Origin of the sequence: Peribacillus deserti (assembly GCF_016909175.1) — a bacterium.
Taxonomy (GTDB): domain Bacteria; phylum Bacillota; class Bacilli; order Bacillales; family DSM-1321; genus Paraperibacillus; species Paraperibacillus deserti.
Genome location: NZ_JAFBFI010000004.1, coordinates 138057 through 158220, shown reverse-complemented (window position 1 = coordinate 158220; position 20164 = coordinate 138057). Strand labels below are relative to the sequence as shown.

19 protein-coding genes and 1 riboswitch are annotated in these 20164 nt (G+C 40.3%); of the genes, 18 read left to right on the top strand and 1 reads right to left on the bottom strand.

Annotated features, from left to right (window positions below):
- Positions 1 to 182 precede the first annotated feature (182 nt).
- From JOC77_RS06430 to JOC77_RS06405, 6 genes are all read left to right on the top strand, one after another.
- Complete coding sequence (locus tag JOC77_RS06430) at positions 183 to 1484, top strand: bifunctional folylpolyglutamate synthase/dihydrofolate synthase (RefSeq protein ID WP_204540445.1); 1302 nt, start codon at positions 183 to 185, stop codon at positions 1482 to 1484.
- Between the two features lie 139 nt (positions 1485 to 1623).
- On the top strand, positions 1624 to 3339 hold the full coding sequence (locus JOC77_RS06425) for a sensor domain-containing diguanylate cyclase (protein WP_204540441.1): 1716 nt from the start codon (positions 1624 to 1626) through the stop codon (positions 3337 to 3339).
- A gap of 101 nt (positions 3340 to 3440) precedes the next feature.
- A complete protein-coding gene (locus tag JOC77_RS06420; protein ID WP_204540438.1) occupies positions 3441 to 4280 on the top strand; it encodes a hypothetical protein in 840 nt (279 codons plus the stop codon).
- 15 nt (positions 4281 to 4295) lie between these two features.
- Positions 4296 to 5618 (top strand): VanW family protein, encoded by a 1323-nt coding sequence (locus JOC77_RS06415; RefSeq protein WP_204540436.1) that lies wholly within the window; start codon positions 4296 to 4298, stop codon positions 5616 to 5618.
- Positions 5615 to 6046, top strand: coding sequence for a type IV pilus modification PilV family protein (locus JOC77_RS06410; RefSeq protein ID WP_204540434.1), 432 nt, complete (start codon positions 5615 to 5617; stop codon positions 6044 to 6046). Before JOC77_RS06415 ends, JOC77_RS06410 begins: the two co-directional genes overlap by 4 nt.
- Positions 6043 to 6555 (top strand): prepilin-type N-terminal cleavage/methylation domain-containing protein, encoded by a 513-nt coding sequence (locus JOC77_RS06405; protein ID WP_204540431.1) that lies wholly within the window; start codon positions 6043 to 6045, stop codon positions 6553 to 6555. Before JOC77_RS06410 ends, JOC77_RS06405 begins: the two co-directional genes overlap by 4 nt.
- 23 nt (positions 6556 to 6578) lie before the next feature.
- Here JOC77_RS06405 and JOC77_RS06400 read toward each other — a convergent pair whose 3' ends face one another.
- Positions 6579 to 8024 carry a hypothetical protein gene (locus JOC77_RS06400; RefSeq protein ID WP_204540429.1) on the bottom strand — a complete coding sequence of 482 codons (1446 nt, stop codon included), beginning with the start codon at positions 8022 to 8024 and terminating at the stop codon, positions 6579 to 6581.
- A 132-nt stretch (positions 8025 to 8156) separates the two neighbouring features.
- On the opposite strand from JOC77_RS06400, the gene JOC77_RS06395 reads away from it, so the two are divergent.
- From JOC77_RS06395 to JOC77_RS06340, 12 genes are all read left to right on the top strand, one after another.
- Positions 8157 to 9800 (top strand): GspE/PulE family protein, encoded by a 1644-nt coding sequence (locus JOC77_RS06395; RefSeq protein WP_204540426.1) that lies wholly within the window; start codon positions 8157 to 8159, stop codon positions 9798 to 9800.
- A 12-nt stretch (positions 9801 to 9812) separates the two neighbouring features.
- Positions 9813 to 10853 carry a type IV pilus twitching motility protein PilT gene (locus tag JOC77_RS06390; protein ID WP_204540424.1) on the top strand — a complete coding sequence of 347 codons (1041 nt, stop codon included), beginning with the start codon at positions 9813 to 9815 and terminating at the stop codon, positions 10851 to 10853.
- Positions 10853 to 12064 (top strand): type II secretion system F family protein, encoded by a 1212-nt coding sequence (locus JOC77_RS06385; protein ID WP_204540421.1) that lies wholly within the window; start codon positions 10853 to 10855, stop codon positions 12062 to 12064. The genes JOC77_RS06390 and JOC77_RS06385 overlap by 1 nt, the downstream gene beginning before the upstream one ends.
- A gap of 86 nt (positions 12065 to 12150) precedes the next feature.
- Positions 12151 to 12234, top strand: a riboswitch (cyclic di-GMP riboswitch).
- Positions 12235 to 12387: 153 nt separating this feature from the next.
- Positions 12388 to 12825, top strand: coding sequence for a type II secretion system protein (locus JOC77_RS06380; protein WP_204540419.1), 438 nt, complete (start codon positions 12388 to 12390; stop codon positions 12823 to 12825).
- A gap of 108 nt (positions 12826 to 12933) precedes the next feature.
- Positions 12934 to 13689 carry a prepilin peptidase gene (locus tag JOC77_RS06375; RefSeq protein WP_204540417.1) on the top strand — a complete coding sequence of 252 codons (756 nt, stop codon included), beginning with the start codon at positions 12934 to 12936 and terminating at the stop codon, positions 13687 to 13689.
- Positions 13690 to 13705: 16 nt separating this feature from the next.
- Positions 13706 to 14680: a type IV pilus biogenesis protein PilM gene (gene pilM, locus JOC77_RS06370; protein WP_204540413.1), complete on the top strand. Its 975-nt coding sequence runs from the start codon at positions 13706 to 13708 to the stop codon at positions 14678 to 14680.
- 9 nt (positions 14681 to 14689) lie between these two features.
- Complete coding sequence (locus tag JOC77_RS06365) at positions 14690 to 15286, top strand: PilN domain-containing protein (protein WP_204540411.1); 597 nt, start codon at positions 14690 to 14692, stop codon at positions 15284 to 15286.
- On the top strand, positions 15283 to 16287 hold the full coding sequence (locus JOC77_RS06360) for a LysM peptidoglycan-binding domain-containing protein (protein ID WP_204540408.1): 1005 nt from the start codon (positions 15283 to 15285) through the stop codon (positions 16285 to 16287). Before JOC77_RS06365 ends, JOC77_RS06360 begins: the two co-directional genes overlap by 4 nt.
- A gap of 87 nt (positions 16288 to 16374) precedes the next feature.
- Positions 16375 to 17361, top strand: a complete 987-nt coding sequence (locus JOC77_RS06355) for an SPOR domain-containing protein (protein ID WP_204540406.1) — start codon at positions 16375 to 16377, stop codon at positions 17359 to 17361.
- Between the two features lie 251 nt (positions 17362 to 17612).
- The gene (locus JOC77_RS06350; protein WP_204540403.1) at positions 17613 to 18170 is read left to right on the top strand and encodes a Maf family nucleotide pyrophosphatase; all 558 of its coding nucleotides are present in this window, start codon (positions 17613 to 17615) and stop codon (positions 18168 to 18170) included.
- A gap of 60 nt (positions 18171 to 18230) precedes the next feature.
- Positions 18231 to 18917, top strand: a complete 687-nt coding sequence (radC, locus tag JOC77_RS06345) for a RadC family protein (protein WP_239558628.1) — start codon at positions 18231 to 18233, stop codon at positions 18915 to 18917.
- Between the two features lie 154 nt (positions 18918 to 19071).
- The gene (locus JOC77_RS06340; protein WP_204540400.1) at positions 19072 to 20097 is read left to right on the top strand and encodes a rod shape-determining protein; all 1026 of its coding nucleotides are present in this window, start codon (positions 19072 to 19074) and stop codon (positions 20095 to 20097) included.
- The last annotated feature ends 67 nt before the right edge of the window (positions 20098 to 20164 follow it).

Sequence of the window (20164 nt, the reverse complement as noted above, 5' to 3'; positions counted from 1 at the left end):
AAGAGCGAGAGCTGTCGGACAGCTTTGAATTTTGCATGCAGGTGCGGCATCGCCAAAAACAGTTTGAATTAACTTCCTCAGGATTAGCATCTAACTGTGGCAGTCCCTTATTTAACAAGTCTCCAAACTTTGATAAGATAATAGAAGTTTATGAACGAATATAAATAGGAAGTGATATTACCATGTTTAAGGATTACACAGAAGTACAGACCTTCTTTAAAAATAAAGAAATGAAGCTGGGCATGGATTTTGGGTTGTCCAGGATGGAAAAAATAATAAAAACGCTTGGTCATCCGGAGAAAGAATTTTCATCCATACATATTGCCGGCTCAAATGGAAAAGGTTCCACACTCAATTACTTAAAAGAAATATTAATGCATGCAGGAGTTACAGTTGGTTCATTTACGTCTCCGCATATCGAACGGCTGAATGAAAGAATCATGATCAACGACCGGCAGATTGCGGACCAGGAAATAGTAGCTTTAATGAATAGACTGGTGCCTGCCCTGCAAGCTTGCGGTGAAGAAGATCATATAACCTACTTTGAAGTTTTAACTGTGTTGTCGATGATGTATTTTGCTGACGAAAAGCCTGAAATTGTGCTCTTTGAAACAGGTTTAGGAGGAAGGCTTGATTCGACAAATGTTATTCATCCTTTGATTTCTATCATTACAAACATTTCTTTAGAACATACAGATTTTTTAGGTGACACAATTGATAAAATTGCATTTGAAAAAGCGGGGATTATTAAACAGGATACTCCAGTCATAACAGGGGACTTGGCCCCGGACGCTTATGAGGTTATTTCCAAAAAAGCTGCTGACTGCCAAGCTAAAATGTTTTCCTTCAACCAGGACTTTGAGGCCCGGGGAATGAGTACTGAAAATGAAATACAAATCTTTTCCTATGCCTTTGCCGAAACAGAATGGACTTCCTTGAAAATCAGCATGCTTGGTGAGCATCAGATCAACAACGCATCTCTTGCACTTGCTGCCTGTGTGCTGCTAAAAGAGAAAGGCTTTATGATTAGTGAACAGGCAGTGAGGACAGGGCTGGAAAAGGCTAAATGGAAGGGGAGGATCGAAGTAATCAGCCATGCTCCTCTGGTGATCCTTGATGGAGCCCATAACCCAGATGGAATGAAGGTTCTGGTAAAAACACTAAGCAAAACATTCCCTGAAAAACGGTTTACATTCGTTATGGCCGTATTGAAGGATAAAGATTATCAAGAAATGCTTTCTATAATTGAGCCTGCTGCGGCAGAGCTCGTTTTTACTGAGATAGAGATGTACAGAAGTTTAGCCGCTGAGGAGCTGTTTTCACATAGCAGCCATCGTGCAAAAAAGGTCTGCCTGAATTGGCAAGAGGCAATAGATTCTTCCTATATTAAGCTGGCTCAGGATGAAGCCGTCATTATAACTGGCTCTCTTTATTTTATCGCCGAAGCTAGAGGCTATCTACTTGAAAAGGCCGCAGGAAAATAAAATGCAACTTTTTAACTATATTTTAATAAACATATATGACAAAATTGAGAAAATTTGCTAAAATAATTGTAAAATTAAGACTAATTTCCTAAAAAAGTGCAATATAGTGTTAGAATATATGTTTATAGGAGGAGAAGAGTTGCAGGTACCAAAAAGAAAAAGAATGATCATATGGCTATTGTGGTTTCTGCTGATACCTGCAAGCTTTTCGCTTGTTTATGCTGCATTTCCTCCACAAGTAACGGGAAGAGAAATTGATGTTATTGCGTTTCTTATTTTAATGAGCATAGTCTCCTGTATTCCGATCATGATTAATAAAATTCCAGTAATCGCTTCACAGGGAGTTTCACTGGCGGTATTCCTGATTTTTGGTTTAGTTACAGAACTCGTTCTGACCCAGATTGCTACTATGGTTATGCTGATTAACTTAAAAGTCCGGGGTGAATCTATTTATCGGTACCCCTTAAACTCGCTTATGTTTTTCTTTATATCTTTAGGCAGCGCAGTGACTTTTTATTTGTTTGGCGGAAACCATCAGCCTGATTTCGAGACTATAGGAGGATTCCTGCCAATAACGGCCTATGAAGCGGCAGCTTTTATCTTAAACCAGATTTTTCTCTCATGTATTCTATTTTTTGTGTTTGAGGACAGAAAGATATTCGGGATAAGTGATTTCATATGGGATGCTGTCACTTCTGCCGCTGTAGCTTTTCCGATAGGCCTGGCACTTTATATGCTTTACGAAGAGCTTGGGATCGTATCGATCCTGCTGGCTGGTATTCCGTATATATGCCTGACAGCCGTATTGAAGCTGTATAATTCGACTGGAAAAATGAACAGAGCCCTGCAGAAAACAAGTGATATTGGCCGTCAGATCACAGGAATTCTTAACGTAGATAAGGTGCTGGATATTTTTCTGCAGAAAATTTCTGATCTCATTCCGATTGACTATGCTTTTGTGTATGAATTTCAAGCTAATGAGCTAGTATTGATCTGTTCTCTAGAAAGTGAAGATTCCAAGAATGATAGCAGCCTGACTTTAAAACCTTATAACGGAGTCAGCTCCAGAGTATACAAATCAGGCAGGTCTTTAATCTTAAACTCCCGGTCTCAATCTAATAAATTGGAAACTTCCTATGTTCCAACCGCAGTAGAAAGTATTCTTTCTGTTCCCATTATGAGAAAGAATAAGCCCTGCGGGGTTATTACATTAGCATCGAATCAGGAAAAAGCATTTGAAAAGTATCACCTCACACTGGTAGATATTTTAAGTTCTCACTTATTCGTCGCAATAGAAAATGCCCGGCTTCATGAAGAAACAAAGAAGAACAGTGAAATTTGCGCTTTAACAAAGGTGTACAATTATCGCTATTTTGAAGAATTGCTGCATAAGGAATATGATAGAATCGCTTTAAGGGAGATACAAAATCTAAGTCTTATTTTATTAGATTTAGATCACTTTAAATCGGTCAACGATACATATGGACATCAAAGCGGAAATGATATTTTATATCAGATGGCCCGCAGGCTGCAGGAAATTATAGGCTCAAACGGCACCGTTGCCCGTTATGGAGGCGAGGAATTTGTAATCCTTCTCCCGGAATACGTAAAAAGTGAAGCATATGTGCTGGCAGAATCCATACGGGAAAACATTGAAATGAAACCCTTTGACCTCCACTCTGATCTGAATGACATCAGAACGAAGCTCGAAGTGTATATTACAGCAAGCATCGGGGTGGCTTCAGCCCCTCAAGATTCAGAGGATCCGCTATCGCTTGTCCGGCATGCAGACAGAGCCATGTATACGGGTGCAAAAAAAGCGGGGAGAAATCGAGTGGCTGAGTATGTGAAATAACTCCCGAATGGGAGTTTTTTCTATTATGGTCATTACATTTTTCTTTTTTTGTTATATGATGTTTTTAGTAGAATTTGTCTAACTAGAGTGAGGTATCGTCCATGGTAACTGTTTTTTCGACAATTTTGGCTGTTGTTATTTTCTGCCTTGCTTTTTTATTGATGCCGCTCAGCCTTTCACGAAAAGGAAAAGTTATGATCATAACGATGAGCACGTTCATTGCATTGGCTGGTTTGTCAATGACGGTTAAGCTTTCCTGGTGGGAAATATTTTTACTTGAAGTCCTGCTATCAACATTATTTGCAATATTGGCACATAAAAAAAATAACATTTTTTTGGATGATGAACAGTATGGGGATTCAGGGGCTGCACAGTTGATTACACCCATGTTCGATAAACGCCAGCTTGAAGAAATTGCACTAAATTTTGACACTAATGGCGAGTATTACACAAATCCCCCGGAGACAGATCATTATGGAATGATTCAAAAAGATAATGAACCTTCAGAAGCATCAGTATGGGAGGATGCTTCCTTAGACCAGAGCCATTTTGCCGCCGATCCGGCTGATCTCAAAGATACCCAAGACAAGCAGGATAATATAGAGAAGACTTTAACAGATAAGGACACCAAACATTCTCATGCTGTGCAGTCAGCGGCTGAAAGCATGCCGGTTTACATAGAAGAATCGGCATCTGAAACAGAACTTGATGAAGCTGAGAAATTGATAAGGACCAGAATGCAGAGGCTGAAGCAAACAGAAATAACTAAACCAGGCAGCCTGCCGCCGACTTTAAATGTCCAGAGAAATTGGGATGACTTAATTGAGCCTTTAGAACAGCCGGCTCATGACGAAGAAGACCCAAAACCTCGGGAAAATAATAAAAATGACAGTGACGATCTTGAAGAATTGTATCTAAAGAAGAAAGCTGTTAAACGTTAACAGAGGGGGAAGAGCATGGGGTTATCACATAATTTTTATAGAGTCTTCCTCCTTTTGCTGATTTCAGCGATTATGGTCACTTTCTTATCTAAGGCCGGTACGTATGCCTATGAAAATGTTTTTCTAGAAACAAATGGATTTAAACAGAATACCAGCATTGCCGGGATTGATGTATCCAAACAATCCAATAAAGAAGCGGCTGCCAAAATAAAGGAAAAAATGATTCAGTGGCAGGGAAATTCAAGCCTGACATTAACTTTATTCGATCAAGAAGTGGAGTTCCCGATGGGAGATATCCATTTTCTCATAAGCGAATCAGTAGCCACGGCAGATCAGGGTATTGAAAATAAACTCTATACAGATGTTAATCAAACAAGATTAATAGAAATGCTGCAAGACATAGGCGAGGAAGAACTTGTCAGCCAGATTGATATTAAAAGGCTAAAAACCGAAATCGAAAATTGGGCTGGCACATTAGCACAATCAAACCAAATCATATATCTGGAAGATATGCTGGTAAAGAATCATCAGGGGAAAGAAAGTTTTCTCTCCCGGTCTGAGCTGAGTCTGAAAAGCGGGAGGTCTGTTGATGAATGGATTTCCAATAACCATATCCTAACCATTCAGCCAGGCAAATCTTTTTCATTTCTAGAATTAGTCATGTCTGATAACGATCATGTACTTGCTGATGATGAGAGCAGCCTGATTGCATCAGCTATCTATGAAGCTGTTCTATCTTCAGGCCTCGAAGTCAAGGAGAGGCATACCAGCACGGTATTGCCCGACGGAATCAAGCCAGGATATGAAGCTAAAATAAAGAGGGATGAAAGTGATTTAGTCCTTGCCAATGAATCTATTTATCCTTACAAAATTAAACTGCAAACACAGAACGGAAGAAAGCTGATAGTTGAGGTTTTTGGAAAAGATGATTCTGCATGGACTTATAAAGCTAGAAGCGGCAGCTATCAATCGTTTGAACCTAAACAAATCATCCAGTTCAAAACAGGAGTAATCAATGAGCAAGTCATTAATCCCGGAAAGCCAGGGTACAGGATCTTTATATATAGGGATGTCCTGGATTCTAATGGAAAAAAACTTGAATCTAAGCTGATGTCTCAGGATTTCTATCTCCCTGTAAATAAAATCATGGTCAAAAATAAAAGGCCATCGATCCCTGAAAATGTGACAGACAGTGGAATAAACGAGGATGCGTCGGAAAATTCCCTGCCAGAAGAGCTGGAAAGTACCCATGATGAGAACTCTTTAGATTCAAGCACCGCTGAAGAAGAAGGTCAATCTGATAAAAATTTATCACAAGAAACAGAAGAAGGTGAATGATAAAGTTGGAACCAAGAAACGTTTCGGAGCATCCAAATGGATTCACCTTAATTGAAGTTCTTGCCTCTATTGTCTTATTAGGAATCATTTTTGTTATTTTTTATCAGCTAGTCGGTTTTACCGCGCTGTCTAAAGACAGGGAATCGAGAAAGGATGGAGCCATTCAGCTTGCTAATGAAACTTTGCAAGAGACATTAGCTTCGATATCTGCCGCTGAGAACACGCCGGCTGCAGGCTCACAGAATGAGAATAAAACCGGTTCTAATGGAATGAGTATTCTTATAAATGAAACTTCGCCTGAACAAGATGTACCGCCGCCGTCCGGAAGCAAATCCGAATATGTAAGTGTAGCTGCAATCACACTATTATCAGATGGTGACAATATAGTTCCAAGAAAATTAGTGGTTACAGTCCGGTGGAAGCCATGAGGAAATATCTTGATAACCCGCGTGGAATGAGCTTGATAGAGCTTTTAGCGGCACTTGCTATATTTCTTATTTTTATTGGGATTATCGGTTCCTACTCGTCACAGGTCCAAACCTTCCTGACCGATACCAAAAACCATTATTTTAAGAAGTCGGATATCCGGTATGTGGAAATGGTATTACAGGACCAGCTGGCAGACCCGGTGGAAATGAATTATAACAGCGGGGAATCAGTAGAATGGCGATCACTGGATGGGGAATGTAAAGCCCTGAGCTACCATTCTGCTGATAATTTGCTTTACTTAGATAAAAGCGCTTGTGAAAGCCTCGACGAATTTACAGCGGGAACAGGGGAGGCATTAGCTGGCGAGGTAATTTCTTTTGCGCTGTTTAATGGTGAAACACCAATGCCGGACCAGAATAATCTAAAAGGCCGGAGCTACAAAATAAAAATTGAATTTCGGAACCAGAACCCATTAGAATATGCTTTTGAAATGTTAGACAAAAAATAAAGCGGTGATATCACCGCTTTTTACTAATTTACCAGTAGTGGTTTTGGACATGAGTTAGAGAATACAGATCTTCCGTCAATTGCGCCTTCATCAAACTTGCCGCAAAAGGTATCAAAATTCGGAAGTGTCGTTTCTGCGTTCAATACTTTTTTGCTGCTCTTACCATTACTCTTTTCTTCATACGATAAATTCAGCCCATTAACATATACACGATTCTTAGAATACAAATCAATATTGGCTTTACCATGCTTTGTTTCGAAATTCGCATGTTCAACTATAATGCTTTTACCATTGAAGAAAATTTCTTTTGCACCTAATACATTTGAATTAGGCTCCAAAAAAATAGTCCCCTGTTCAGCTTCTAGTACAATACTCTTATTGGAATTTGCATCTCCTTCAATCAATGAACCACTTTTAAGAATAATATTTCCGCTGCTGGAAAGTAACTTAACACGCCCCTGACCATTTTGTTCTGCAGTGAGGCTCGCAAATTGATCTAATTGAATGCCATTTTTTGCTTGGACTATGATTTCTGGCTTGTCGGAAACGAATTGAGTACAAGGAAAAACTTCTATTTCCCCTTCGCTTTCTAATGGTTTCTTTAAACTGTCTGTAAGGAAAATTTTAATGCCGCTGTCAAGATATTCTGCGAAGCCTCCATTGCTATTTTTATCATGACTCCAGTATCCTAATGCCCGGTAAATATTGTTCGCATCTATAAGACTTGGTTCACTTTCGCTTTTATAAGGCCCTTCGGCAGTTACCAAAAAATTCAGATCGAAGCTCTGGAGATTACCATACAGCAGTCCTTGTAATACATTTACTTTATAGGTAGTGTCATCGACCTTTACCGGGTTAATAGTTAAAAGAGTGCTTTTTGTCTTTTGGTAAATTCTTATTTTAGAATCCCTGTCCTGCATTTTTATGATTAAATACAGTCTTATGTTTTCAAAATTCTTGCATGCGTTAATGCTGCCGGTGTCCCAGTAAAAAGATAATTCAGGCTTTACCGTCTTTTGATCCTGTTTTTGCTCACTCTTTGTAGACAGTTTTTTTTCATAGAAATATTTCTCTCCGCTATCCTTTTCCCTGTCTGAATCGGTATCTCCATAATATGCGGCTACGTTAAAATCATATGCTTTTGTTTCAGGCAACTTATCTCTTGGCACTACTCCGTTTGAGTCGCTTGCATAAGAATATAAATCTACTATACTTTCGTCAGCAAGTTTTATCTTCTGGGGAGAAGACTCCGTATATAAGTTTTCTATAATTGAATCTTTATCATCAAAGTAAGCCTGCATCGTGGTTGTAGCTAGTTTCACAGTCTGCAGCTGGTGATAGGAACGTGTCTGGTCGTCTGCATTTTGAATGATAAGCGGATACAGCAAGGCTGCACCTGCAGTCAGCAGAGTAAATATAATGAGTACATTTATCAATGCGTTTCCTTCTTGCGAGGAAAACCTGTTCATGAATCGGCCTCCTGATATGATTCTACAAACTCCAACAGAAACATCTATTTTTTTACCTTATTTTTAGTATAAAATAGAATAGTAACCAATTCATACATATTTTTACTATTTTACTAATTAGGTGTGAGAGAAATGCCAACTCAAAGAAAAAGATTAGGAGATATTCTTGTAGAGGCCGGCCTGTTGTCAGAAGAGAATCTTCAGTACACACTCCAATCAAAAAAAAACGGCCAAAAGCTGGGGGATGCACTTCTTGATCGAGGTCTCATCAGCGAAACTCAATTGCTGGAAGTATTAGAAATGCAATTAGGCATTCCCCATATCAATCTATACAGATACCCAGTTGATACAAATCTATTAAGCCTTGTCTCTAAAGAATTTGCCCTTAGACAGGTATTGATTCCTATTAAGAAGGATAACAGCCAGCTTGTCGTTGCCATGAATGATCCAATGGATTATCTTGCGCTGGACGACCTGAGACTTTCGACTGGTTTTCAAATTTCTCCGGTCATCGCTACAAAAGATGATATTCTGAGCGCAATTCATAGATATTACAATATGAATGAGACATTCGAAAATATCAATGAGAACAGTGGTGATGACGGAAGTGAAGGGGATGAAGCTCCAGCTGTAAGGCTGGTTAATCAGATTCTTGCAACGGGGGTTCAGCTTAAGGCAAGTGATATCCATCTGGATCCCCAGGACACCTCGATACTTGTTCGTTACCGCGTTGACGGAGTTCTCAGGACGGAAAGAAAGATTTCGAAGAATATATATAACTTGTTAATTGCCAGGATCAAAATTATGGCAGATTTAAATATTACCGAAACAAGGCTTCCGCAGGACGGGAGGCTTACACTTGATATAAATTACACGAAAGTGGACCTGCGGATATCCATGCTGCCTACGGTGTTCGGAGAAAAGGTAGTGATTAGGATACTAGACCTATCCAGTGCACTGATTAAACTGCCGCAGCTTGGTTTTAATAAAATCAATCTACAAAAATTCATAAATATGATCGAGAGGCCTTCGGGGCTGATATTGATGACCGGGCCGACTGGTTCAGGAAAGACCTCTACACTGTATGCGGCTCTAAATCATCTGCATACGGAAAAAGTAAATATCATTACGGTGGAAGACCCAGTTGAATATCAGATTGCAGGCATTAACCAGGTACAGGTAAACCCGGCAGTGGGGTTAACTTTTGCACAAGGACTTCGCTCTATTCTGCGGCAGGATCCCAATATTGTCATGATCGGCGAAATCCGGGACAGCGAAACGGCAGAAATTGCGGTACGTGCATCACTTACAGGACATTTAGTCTTTAGCACGCTGCACACCAATAGTGCGTTAACAACAATCCCACGCCTTCTTGAAATGGAGGTAGAGCCATATCTTGTCGTTTCTTCCTTAACCGGAGTGGTTGCCCAGCGTCTCATCCGAAAAATCTGCCGTGAATGCGCTGTTCCATATGAACCATCCCAAATGGAACGTGACTTATTCGAAAACCGGGGAATTCAGGCTGGAACCCTTTATAAAGGAAAAGGATGTGTGAGCTGCCAGAACACTGGATATAAAGGCCGTGCCGCCATACATGAAGTATTAGATGTGGATGATGAAATTCGAAGGATGATGATGAATCATAAGCCTTTATCGGAAATAAGGGATTATGCCATGCGTTCCGGAATGATTTTCTTAATGGACGATGGGCTTTTAAAAGCAAAAGCTGGAGTGACAACTGTAGAGGAAGTTCTCCGTGTTGCCTTAAATGAATAGGAGGAGACTGACATGAAAGAAAGACTGGATTATATTCTAACGGCTGCATACGAACTGGGAACTTCCGACATTCATCTGACTGTAGGAGTACCGCCAGTGATGAGACTTCATGGTGAATTAAAGCAGTATGGAAAGGAAAGTCTGCGTCCCTCTGATACGGAGGGAATGGCGAGGGCCATCATTCCCGAAACCCTTTGGGAGACTTTTAAAGAAAAGGGGGAGCTGGATTTCTCTTATGGAATCCCGGGTATATCCAGATTCCGTGTGAATGCCTATCATCAGCGCTCCTGCATCAGTCTTGCCATCCGTGTTGTCCCTACTAAAATACCAACAATTGAGGAGCTTGGGCTGCCTGAGGTACTAAAAGAGATTACGAAAAAACCGCAGGGCCTGGTATTGGTGACCGGTCCTACTGGGAGCGGAAAATCAACGACTCTCGCTTCTATGATTGGCTATATGAACAAAGAGATGAAAAACCATATTATCACGCTTGAAGACCCGATTGAATATTTACATAAACATGGGACAAGCATAATAGACCAGCGGGAGGTTGGCTTTGATACGAACAATTTTGCCAATGGCCTGCGTGCATGTTTGAGGCAGGATCCTGATGTTATTCTAGTCGGGGAAATGCGGGATCTTGAAACCATCTCTACCGCCATTACCGCAGCAGAAACCGGCCACTTAGTATTGGGGACCCTGCATACGACAAATTCGCCCTCAACGATCGACCGTATTATTGATGTGTTTCCGCCGAACCAGCAGCCGCAAGTCCGTATTCAGCTTGCATCTGTTCTTTCAGCTATTATATCTCAGCGTCTGTTTCCTGCTCCAGACCGAAATGGCAGGGTGGCAGCCGTAGAAATAATGGTGAATAATTCGGCTATTCGCAACTTGATCCGCAATGAAAAGATTCATCAGATTCATAACGTGATGCAGACAAGCAAGGCAGCAGGCATGCAGACCCTTGAAATGTCCATCAGGGATCTGGCTGACCAGAGCAAAGTCGATGAGCAGGCCATTGCCCCTTATCTACAGGAAGGTGTACATTAATGCCTGTTTTTCGCTACCAGGGCAGGGACCGTACCGGCAAACAGAGGGCAGGCAGAGTCACTGCACTGAATAAAAAAGAAGCGGTGGGAAAGGTCCGCGAGTCAGGAATAGCCGTTATCTCGATTGAAGAACTAAAAGGCATCTTATATAAAGAAATACAGATTGGCATTGCAAAAAAGATCAAATATCAGGATCTAGTGATTTATATCAGGCAGTTTTCTACTCTTTTAAAGGCCGGTATTTCAATAGTGGAAGCCAACTCGATTCTTGCCCATCAAACCTCAAGCAAACTTCTTAAGAAGGTTCTAGGGGACATCGGTGAAAGTCTCCGTGAGGGAAAGCCATATACAGAAGCAGCTGAAGAACACAGAAGGATTTTCCCACCCCTGTATATTAATATGATGAGAGCCGGTGAAGCTGGCGGAAATCTAGATGAAATATTAGAAAGAATGGCCGATTACTACGAAAAACAAAACGCGACCAGACAAAAAATAAAATCTGCTTTGATGTATCCTGCATTCGTGGGTGTCATCTCAATTGCTATCGTCATTTTTCTACTTTCAACAGTGGTTCCTGCCTTTGCAGATATGTTTTCATCTTTTGGAGGAAAACTGCCGCTGGTTACGAGAATTGTCATCCATCTCGCCGATTTCTTTAAGCAGTTTTGGTGGGTGTTCTTGCTGCTGGCATTAGTCCTTTATATTGGAGTTTATTTTATTCGAAAAAATAGAGACTCCAAATACTATTTAGACTTTGTGCTGCTTCGAATTCCTTTGTTCGGCAAGCTGCTTCAAAAAGCGGCCATTGCCAGAATGGCACGTACGCTGGCTTCCTTATTTTCCAGCTCAGTCCCCATCCTTCAATCCCTCACGATTGTGGAGCGCATTATAGGAAACGAAGTCCATGCCAGAGTGCTGAATGAAGCAAAATTCTCTATTGAAAAAGGTCAGTCTATTTCCAGGCCAATGGAAAGTCACTGGGCTTTTCCACCCATGGTAACATCCATGATTTCGATAGGGGAGAAGTCGGGTACCATCGATGTGATGCTGGAAAAGATCGCAAGCTTTTACGAAGCTGAGGTAGAAAATGCTACGGAGCAGATTAAATCTCTGATTGAACCGATCATGATTGTTCTGCTCGCCTTTATGGTTGGAGGAATAGTGGCAGCTATCGCCGTTCCAATGTTCAGCATCTTTCAGCAGATTCAATAAAAAAATATTACAAACAGACAAACTTCTGCTTTCTTTTACAGCAGTTTTGCTATTATAATAAATTAATAACATTTTTGTAATTTAATAGTAAAATTGGAAACGATGATAAATCATTTATAAATGGGCACTTGAATGATTTGGAGTGAGTAGTGCAACCCGCCAATTTTTATATGCAATTTTTCATCTTTAAAAATTCATATAAAAGTTGGCTTTTTATATGTAATTATTAAAAATGGGGTGAAAAAGCCGATATTATACATATCAAACTACTAAACTTCTGTTTCCAGCTTTCTATAGAAAATGAAAAATAAGGAGAAAAGAACATGATTAAAAAGATGAAGGCTTTTTTAAAGAATCAAAAGGGGTTAACATTAGTAGAGTTGTTAGCTGTTATTGTAATTTTGGGGATTATTGCGGCTATTGCGGTGCCAAGTATTGGCAAAATCATCGATAAAAGTAAAGAAGATGCTCAGTTAGCCAATGCAAGACAAATAGTGGATGCAACTCGTTTAGCTTTATCGACTAACGATGCGATAATTACAGATGGAATAGTAACAATTCAAGAGTTAATAACACAAGGTTACTTAGAAGATGCACCAAAAGATCCTAAAAAAGAAGGTACAACATATAATGCAACAAAAAGTAAAGTAAGTGTTAAAAATGATATTACTACTGGAAAAAAAGTGTATACTTTAACATTGATGCCGGCGACTGGAAATACTCCTTATATTAATGAGAAAGCTTCTCCCGATTTTGAATAAGGTTTCACATGGTAAAGCTCGCCCCTGGCGAGTTTTATTTATATCTTCCTATTGCACAAATTTTTTGTATAATTGTTGAAAAACAAGAAAACGTAAAGCAGGTACCTTATGTTCTTTCTTATTGTCTACTTCTTTACAATTGGTTCAGTCCTAGGTTCCTTCTACAACGTAGCCGGCCTTAGAATTCCACTAAAAAAGTCCATAGTAAAACCGCGTTCCCAGTGTCCGTTTTGCACAAAAACACTCGGACCCCATGAACTAATACCGGTAGTTTCCTACCTGTTGCAAAGAGGAAAATGCAGACGTTGCGGCAGTACCATACACTATAAGTATCCCTTAATAGAACTTACAACGGGGGCTTTATTTGCCTATTGTTTTTATAAGTGGGGATTTAATTATGAGTTATTCGTAGCATTAACCTTTGTTTCTTTATTGGTTATCATTTTGGTATCTGATATTACATACATGGTGATTCCTGACAAGGTGCTGCTGTTTTTCCTTCCCATTTTAGCCATTGAACGAATGCTGGTTCCACTCACCCCATGGTGGGATAGTATCTGGGGTGCGGTGTTTGGTTTTAGCCTGCTTCTCCTTATTGCCATTGTAAGCAAGGGAGGAATGGGTGGAGGAGATATCAAATTATTTTTTTTAATTGGGATCGTTCTTGGGTTGAAGCTTACACTGCTCGCCTTTTTTCTATCAACTCTGTTTGGTGCTCTAGCGGGGATAGCGGGTATCATCATAGGAAGGGTTAAGAAGCGGCAGCCAATTCCATTTGGACCATTTATAGTCGCTGGTTCCCTGACAGCTTATTTTTATGGCTGGGACCTTCTTTCGATTTATATGAATCTTTTGCTGAAATAAAGGAGAGTACGGGCGGATGAATATCTTTAAAAACGGAATAAACAGAGTTCATTTTACGATTAATGACCGTTTTATTCGCTTTGTCGAATCCGGTAAAAATAATAGTTTCATAGGGTACGGCCAAAAATGTCTTCCCGAGGGAATTATTGTAGAAGGCTTAATCAAGGAGCCGGAAATTCTGCAAATGATGATGGAAGAGTTAATTATGGAAAATAAGCTGAAAGGAAAAAAGCTTTCTTTTAGTGTGCCTGATTCTTATATCATTTTAAGGCTGGTTTCCGTTCCTATTGAAATAAATGAGGAAGAAATAGTCGGTTATCTCTATATGGAGCTGGGGGAAACCATACATCTGCCGTTTGAAGACCCAGTTATAGAAGCAGTTGACTTAGGAATAAAAGGAACACAAAGGGAAGTTTTGCTGATCGCTTCAAAAGAATCGATTTTAAATGAATATACGGAAATGTTCGAAAGTGTTTCATTAAAGCCTGAGATAGCGGATTTATCTATGCTTTCCTTGTACCGGCTGTATTATCATTTGAATGTATCAAAAGAGGAAGAACATTTACTCATGATCCAAATTGGTCTGGATAATATGCTGCTGTCTGTATTCCATCAGAGAAAGCCGCTTTTGCTCAGTCAGTTTAAACTGCCCTTTGATGGCAGTCAGTATGAAATTATACGAAATAGAAGAGGCCAGGAATTTTTTACATGGAATGGCAAAGGAGATCAATTCGATACTCTGTCTGCCGAGGTTCTGGTAGAAATAGAAAGGTTCATGACCTATTATAAGTTTAATTTTACACAGGGAAGTCATGAGGTTACCAAACTATTAATTGCAGGAGACCATCCCCATATGACCTCTTTTCAAGAAAAAATTGTCAGCACCGTTGATCTCCAGTTTGAGTCATTGCTGAAGCCGCTGTTTCAAACTAAAAAGAAAACCAATATTCCGCCTGTATATGCTGAGTGCATTGGGCTCGCATTGAGGTAGGTGGATCAGATGCTTGTTGACATAAATCTTTTACCGAAAAAAGAAAAAAGAAATCCACTTCAATTAATATTACTTTCTAGTATATTTGCTGTTTTAATTGTGCTTGCTGTTCTGACCTGGTATGTATACAGCGCACAGATTCTGGAAAGAGATCAGCTCAAGGAGCAGCTGCATAATACTCAGAGTGTTCGGGGCAAGCTGGAACAGCAAACTGTCAGCCAGGAGGATGGCTCGTCTGTGGAAAAGTTAACTGAAGCCATTCAATGGGCAGAGGATTACCCATTTCCTGTTTCAGCGTTAATGAAAGACCTGACCGCCCTGCTGCCTGAGAGGGGTTATATCCTTTCTTTTCAGATGCAGGGCGAGAGCTCGATAGAATTATCGGTCCAGTTTGATTCAAGCAGGGAATCGGCTTTTTTCTTAAAACGGTTAAAAAGTTCAGAGATCATTTCAAAAGCTGCAATCAATAGAATCGATACTAGAGAAATAGAAGAAGACGGTGACGAAATAGAAAGTACGTCGATTCCAAGATATATCGCACAATATGTAATAACAATTAATAGGGATAATCTTATAAAAGCCCATAAGGAGGAGAATCCTTCATGATTACTTCTCCGAAAAAATGGTCTGCTCTATTAGGGGTAATCGTATTCGTTCTGATGCTGGCAGTTGGATTCTTATACTGGTTTAAGATTACCCCTGTGCAAAACGCTATAGGACTGCTGGAACGGTCTCTTACCGAGGAAGAAAAGCTTCTCGAAAATATAGAAAATAAGAAAACCGTGAAACCGAGGGTTGATGGCAACCAGGCGGCATCCCTGCAGCTCAAACTTCCAGTTGAGGAACTTGCTGAACAATTTATTTTAGATCTGGAAAAAGCGGAGGTAGCATCCGGCAGCTTAATAAATAGTATGTCTTTCGGTGATGAAGCTGTTAAAGAGTTAGCTGCGGCTGACAGTGAAACAGTTCTGCCTGGAGGGCAGAAAGAGAGGGTTCAAACTAGTGAAGCGAGTAAAAGCGGCACTGCAATAAATGCTCCGCTTCCTGAAGGAGTTGAAAAGCTGACAATAGAAATCCATGTCGAATCAGACACATACGAGGAACTATCAGCTTTTGTTCAAGAAATAGAAAAGCTCCAGCGTTTGACTCGGATCGAGAATGTAACGTTTACCGGTCCACAGGAGGGCGAAGAGAACTTTGAAAAGCTTCAGTACAATTTAACTGTATCAGCTTTTTATTATCCTGACCTTAAGGACTTAGCAGAAGAGCTGCCAAAACTTGATACACCACCAGCTGGGAATAGAACGGATCCTTTATATCCAGCTGAACAAGCTGAACGGGGTGATGAGGAAACTGCAGCCTCCAAAGAATCAGCTGGACAGGCTGAGGAAGGGTTGTATAAAAATGAAGTAAAAGACGGAAAAAAATATCGAGTTTACAGTTATAAAGTCCAGCCGGGTGATACTCTATTTTCTCTCGCCGTGCAATTTTATAATAGCCGCAGCGGCGAGGAAATCATGAAGAGCTGGAATGATATTGATACGCTTAAATATGGAACAATCGTTGAAATTCCAGTGCTATTAGACGCAGGAAATGACGAAACCTAATCATAACAAGACGACAAAAGTCTTGTTATTTTTTTTTGCCAATATGATAGGATGGAAAAAAATTGAATGTAAGGAGGTGCAGAGAATATGAAGGAAGAGGAAAAAAATAAGATTGTTATTAAGTTTAACGGGGGAGAAAAGCATATTTTCACTGAAGCAGATGAGGCGGTATTATCTATGGATGAAACGGCTGCTGCTTCAGAATCAGCAGAAGAGAGTTTTGACTGGATCCTGCCTGAGCCCGGCAGCAGCAACGAAAAAAACTCATTGTCTCCCTATGTTATTAAGACGAAAAAAACGAAGAGTACTTCGAAGTTTAAAGGTTTCAAGGGTTCTGCATTTATTCCTTCTATGTGGATTTCTATTCTTTTAGCTGTGGTTGTTGGGACAAGTCTTGGGTTCATCGTGCTTAAAACTGTTACTGGCAAGCACTCGGCAGAAGAGCAGGGAGCTGTGCCTGCAAGCAGTCTGTCAGATTCTGTATCACTTAAAGATCAAAGTGCCGGTGCATCAACTGGCCGGTCTAAACCTCCTCCTCTCAAGGCTTTTGTGGTACAGGGAGGTATTTATAGTACAGAAAAATCCGCGAAAACGGTTCAGAACTCTCTCAGCGCCAGTGGGATACCTGTGAAAATTACTGAGCATGATGATAAGTATGTATTATTGCTCGGAGTTGCTGACAGTATCGAGCATGCTAAAAGCCTAGCCGTTTTTATGAAAGAAAAGAAAATAGACTCGTTTTGGAAAGAGATGAATGTGTCTGGTAAATCTAAACAGGGGCTGACGTCTAAAGAGGCATCATACTTAAAGGATTTAACCGCTGTATATCAAATGCTATCTGAAAAAACTGCTAGTAACATTATGGAGGCAACTTCCTCTACTAAGGGCGATAAATTAAAGAGCGGCATTGAAAAAGTAGAAAAGCATGGGGAAATTCAACATAAAAATTTGGCTCAAATGGAGAAGGCGATTAAAGAAGCTTCTTCACTCTATCTTTCATCTACCGGGACAGAATCATTATATAAAACGCAGTCAATACTCCTGGATTTCCTTGTGCTGTATTCGAATTTATAAGTAAATAGGCGAATTTTGTATTTTCCGGGAAATATATATAAAAGGCGAAACAGCCTTTTATTTTTTTTGTCCAGAGAAGCAGTCAGATTTATACTTATAGCACCGCAGGAGCATATTAAGCAAGGAATTAACCCAGGCATAATAACTTCAAAAAAATATATTTGTCGAATTGTTGTAGCATTTGTTGTATTTTGATACGATTAAGCTGTATCTCCCTAATATGCATGATTAAAAAGGTAAGGTGAATGAAAGTGGAACCTCTAATTTTAGCTTCTTCTTCTCCCCGGCGAAAAGAACTTCTGCAGCTATTGCAAATCCCATTCCGCATAATCGTGAGTGATGTGGATGAAACGCTCCCCAAACAGATATCTCCTGAAGAGGCGGTAACAAATCTGGCCCGATTAAAAGCCAGTGCTGTATCTGATAATCACCCTGAATTCTGTACCATCGGTGCCGATACGGTGGTTGTGTCCGGCAAGAAGATCCTTGGAAAACCTGCGGACAGGCAAGAGGCGAAAGAAATGCTCGAGCTGTTGTCTGGCAGTGCTCACCAAGTACTGACTGGTGTGTGTATAAAAAATCATGAAAAAGAAATAACATTTTATGAAAAAACCGAAGTGACTTTTTGGGATCTCACTGAAGATCAGATAGAAAGCTATTTAGATAGCGGTGAGCCTTTTGATAAGGCTGGCGCTTACGGCATACAGGGTTATGGCTCCCTGCTTGTGAAAGAGATTCACGGAGATTACTTTACAGTGGTAGGGCTGCCTGTTGCCCGTTTATCAAGAGAGCTTCAAAAGTTTATATAGTACAGCAGTACTTTTGTGATGTCCCCTACCTTCGGAAATATGGAAAGCGGGGAATCATGTTTGACTGAAAAAATATTAATTAGAGATTATCCAGTTGAGGAAAGACCAAGAGAACGCTTCATTCAGGAAGGAGCAAAAGCCCTTTCAAATCAGGAGCTTCTTGCCCTTCTGCTAAGAACAGGAACAAGGAATGAATCGGTTCTTCAGTTGTCTAACAGGCTGCTTACCCAGTTTGAGGGTTTGAGGCTCCTTACAGACGCGTCCTTAGACGAGATGATGATGCTCAAGGGAATTGGAGAGGCTAAGGCTATTCAAATTCTGGCTGCTGTAGAGCTTGGAAGAAGGATCAGCAACCTGTGCTTTGATGAAAGATATGTGATTCGTTCTCCGGAGGATTGCGCTAACTATTGTATGAACGATATGCGCTTTTTAACTCAGGAGCATTTTGTATGTCTTTATTTGAATACAAAGAATCAGATTCTTCATAAGCAGACCATTTTTATCGGGAGCTTGAACGCCTCGATCGTCCATCCCCGCGAAGTCTTCAAAGAAGCTTTTAGACGTTCAGCGGCTTCCATTATATGCGTCCATAACCATCCTTCCGGAGATCCGACTCCGAGCAGAGAGGATATAGAAGTAACAAAGAGGCTGTCTGAATGCGGAAAAATAATTGGAATCGATCTTCTGGACCATATTATTATTGGGGAAAAGAAATATGTCAGTTTAAAGGAAAAAGGATATGTATGATGCTAGGAAATTTACTAGCTATAAGATATAATATAATTTATGATTTTTAAGGGATATTATAGTCCTATTTTAACTGAGTGATAAAAAATAGACCATTGAAACCTAATTCAATCTTACTATAAAAATGCATGTGTTCGGAAAGGGAGATACAGAAATGTTAGGAATAGGAACAAGAGATCTGGGAATAGATTTAGGAACTGCCAATACGCTTGTATATGTAAAAGGAAGAGGCATTGTTTTAAGAGAGCCTTCCGTCGTGGCCCTTCAGACTGATACAAAGTCGATCGTGGCTGTAGGAAATGATGCGAAAAATATGATCGGCCGTACACCTGGGAATGTAGTTGCACTCCGCCCTATGAAAGATGGAGTCATTGCTGATTATGAAACCACTGCCATAATGATGAAATATTATATTAAAATGGCTACAAAAAATAAAGGGATCTTCTCCCGTAAGCCTTATGTAATGGTTTGTGTTCCCTCTGGCATAACAGCTGTTGAAGAGAGAGCGGTTATCGATGCTACAAGACAGGCTGGGGCACGTGATGCTTATACAATCGAGGAACCGTTTGCTGCTGCAATCGGAGCTAATCTTCCAGTATGGGAACCAACCGGAAGCATGGTAGTGGATATTGGCGGAGGAACAACAGAAGTCGCTATCATTTCACTTGGCGGGATTGTAACAAGCCAGTCTATCCGTATAGCCGGTGATGAAATGGACGATGCCATCATTAATTATATCCGTAAAAATTATAACTTGATGATCGGTGACCGGACAGCAGAAAGCATTAAAATGGAAATAGGCTCTGCAGGCGATCCTGAAGGTATTGAAAATATGGAAATCCGTGGCCGTGACTTATTAACGGGTCTTCCAAAAACGATTGAAATCACTGCTGGTGAAATTTCTAAAGCTTTGAATGATACGGTGTATGCGATTGTGGATTCTGTCAAGAACACTCTTGAGAAAACTCCGCCGGAACTAGCAGCTGACATCATGGACCGCGGAATTGTCCTTACTGGGGGCGGAGCGCTTCTTAGGAATCTTGATAAGGTAATCAGCGATGAAACTAAAATGCCTGTGCTTATTGCCGAAAATCCGCTCGATTGTGTGGCCATTGGAACTGGAAAAGCTCTAGATCATATTCACTTATTCAAGGGAAGAACGAAAGAGTCCCGATACTAAAATTCTAATCTTTTATCACTAGCTAAAACCATAAAAAGTGTTACTATTGCCAGCCCTGATGCTGTGT

Bases quoted from the DNA above. Each gene is read 5' to 3' on its own strand.
- JOC77_RS06430 (WP_204540445.1), top strand. From the start codon at position 183: ATGTTTAAGGATTACACAGAAGTACAGACCTTCTTTAAAAATAAAGAA.
- JOC77_RS06420 (WP_204540438.1), top strand. From the start codon at position 3,441: ATGGTAACTGTTTTTTCGACAATTTTGGCTGTTGTTATTTTCTGCCTT.
- JOC77_RS06415 (WP_204540436.1), top strand. From the start codon at position 4,296: ATGGGGTTATCACATAATTTTTATAGAGTCTTCCTCCTTTTGCTGATT.
- JOC77_RS06410 (WP_204540434.1), top strand. From the start codon at position 5,615: ATGATAAAGTTGGAACCAAGAAACGTTTCGGAGCATCCAAATGGATTC.
- JOC77_RS06405 (WP_204540431.1), top strand. From the start codon at position 6,043: ATGAGGAAATATCTTGATAACCCGCGTGGAATGAGCTTGATAGAGCTT.
- JOC77_RS06400 (WP_204540429.1), bottom strand. From the start codon at position 8,024: ATGAACAGGTTTTCCTCGCAAGAAGGAAACGCATTGATAAATGTACTC.
- JOC77_RS06395 (WP_204540426.1), top strand. From the start codon at position 8,157: ATGCCAACTCAAAGAAAAAGATTAGGAGATATTCTTGTAGAGGCCGGC.
- JOC77_RS06390 (WP_204540424.1), top strand. From the start codon at position 9,813: ATGAAAGAAAGACTGGATTATATTCTAACGGCTGCATACGAACTGGGA.
- JOC77_RS06385 (WP_204540421.1), top strand. From the start codon at position 10,853: ATGCCTGTTTTTCGCTACCAGGGCAGGGACCGTACCGGCAAACAGAGG.
- JOC77_RS06380 (WP_204540419.1), top strand. From the start codon at position 12,388: ATGATTAAAAAGATGAAGGCTTTTTTAAAGAATCAAAAGGGGTTAACA.
- JOC77_RS06375 (WP_204540417.1), top strand. From the start codon at position 12,934: ATGTTCTTTCTTATTGTCTACTTCTTTACAATTGGTTCAGTCCTAGGT.
- pilM (WP_204540413.1), top strand. From the start codon at position 13,706: ATGAATATCTTTAAAAACGGAATAAACAGAGTTCATTTTACGATTAAT.
- JOC77_RS06365 (WP_204540411.1), top strand. From the start codon at position 14,690: ATGCTTGTTGACATAAATCTTTTACCGAAAAAAGAAAAAAGAAATCCA.
- JOC77_RS06360 (WP_204540408.1), top strand. From the start codon at position 15,283: ATGATTACTTCTCCGAAAAAATGGTCTGCTCTATTAGGGGTAATCGTA.
- JOC77_RS06355 (WP_204540406.1), top strand. From the start codon at position 16,375: ATGAAGGAAGAGGAAAAAAATAAGATTGTTATTAAGTTTAACGGGGGA.
- JOC77_RS06340 (WP_204540400.1), top strand. From the start codon at position 19,072: ATGTTAGGAATAGGAACAAGAGATCTGGGAATAGATTTAGGAACTGCC.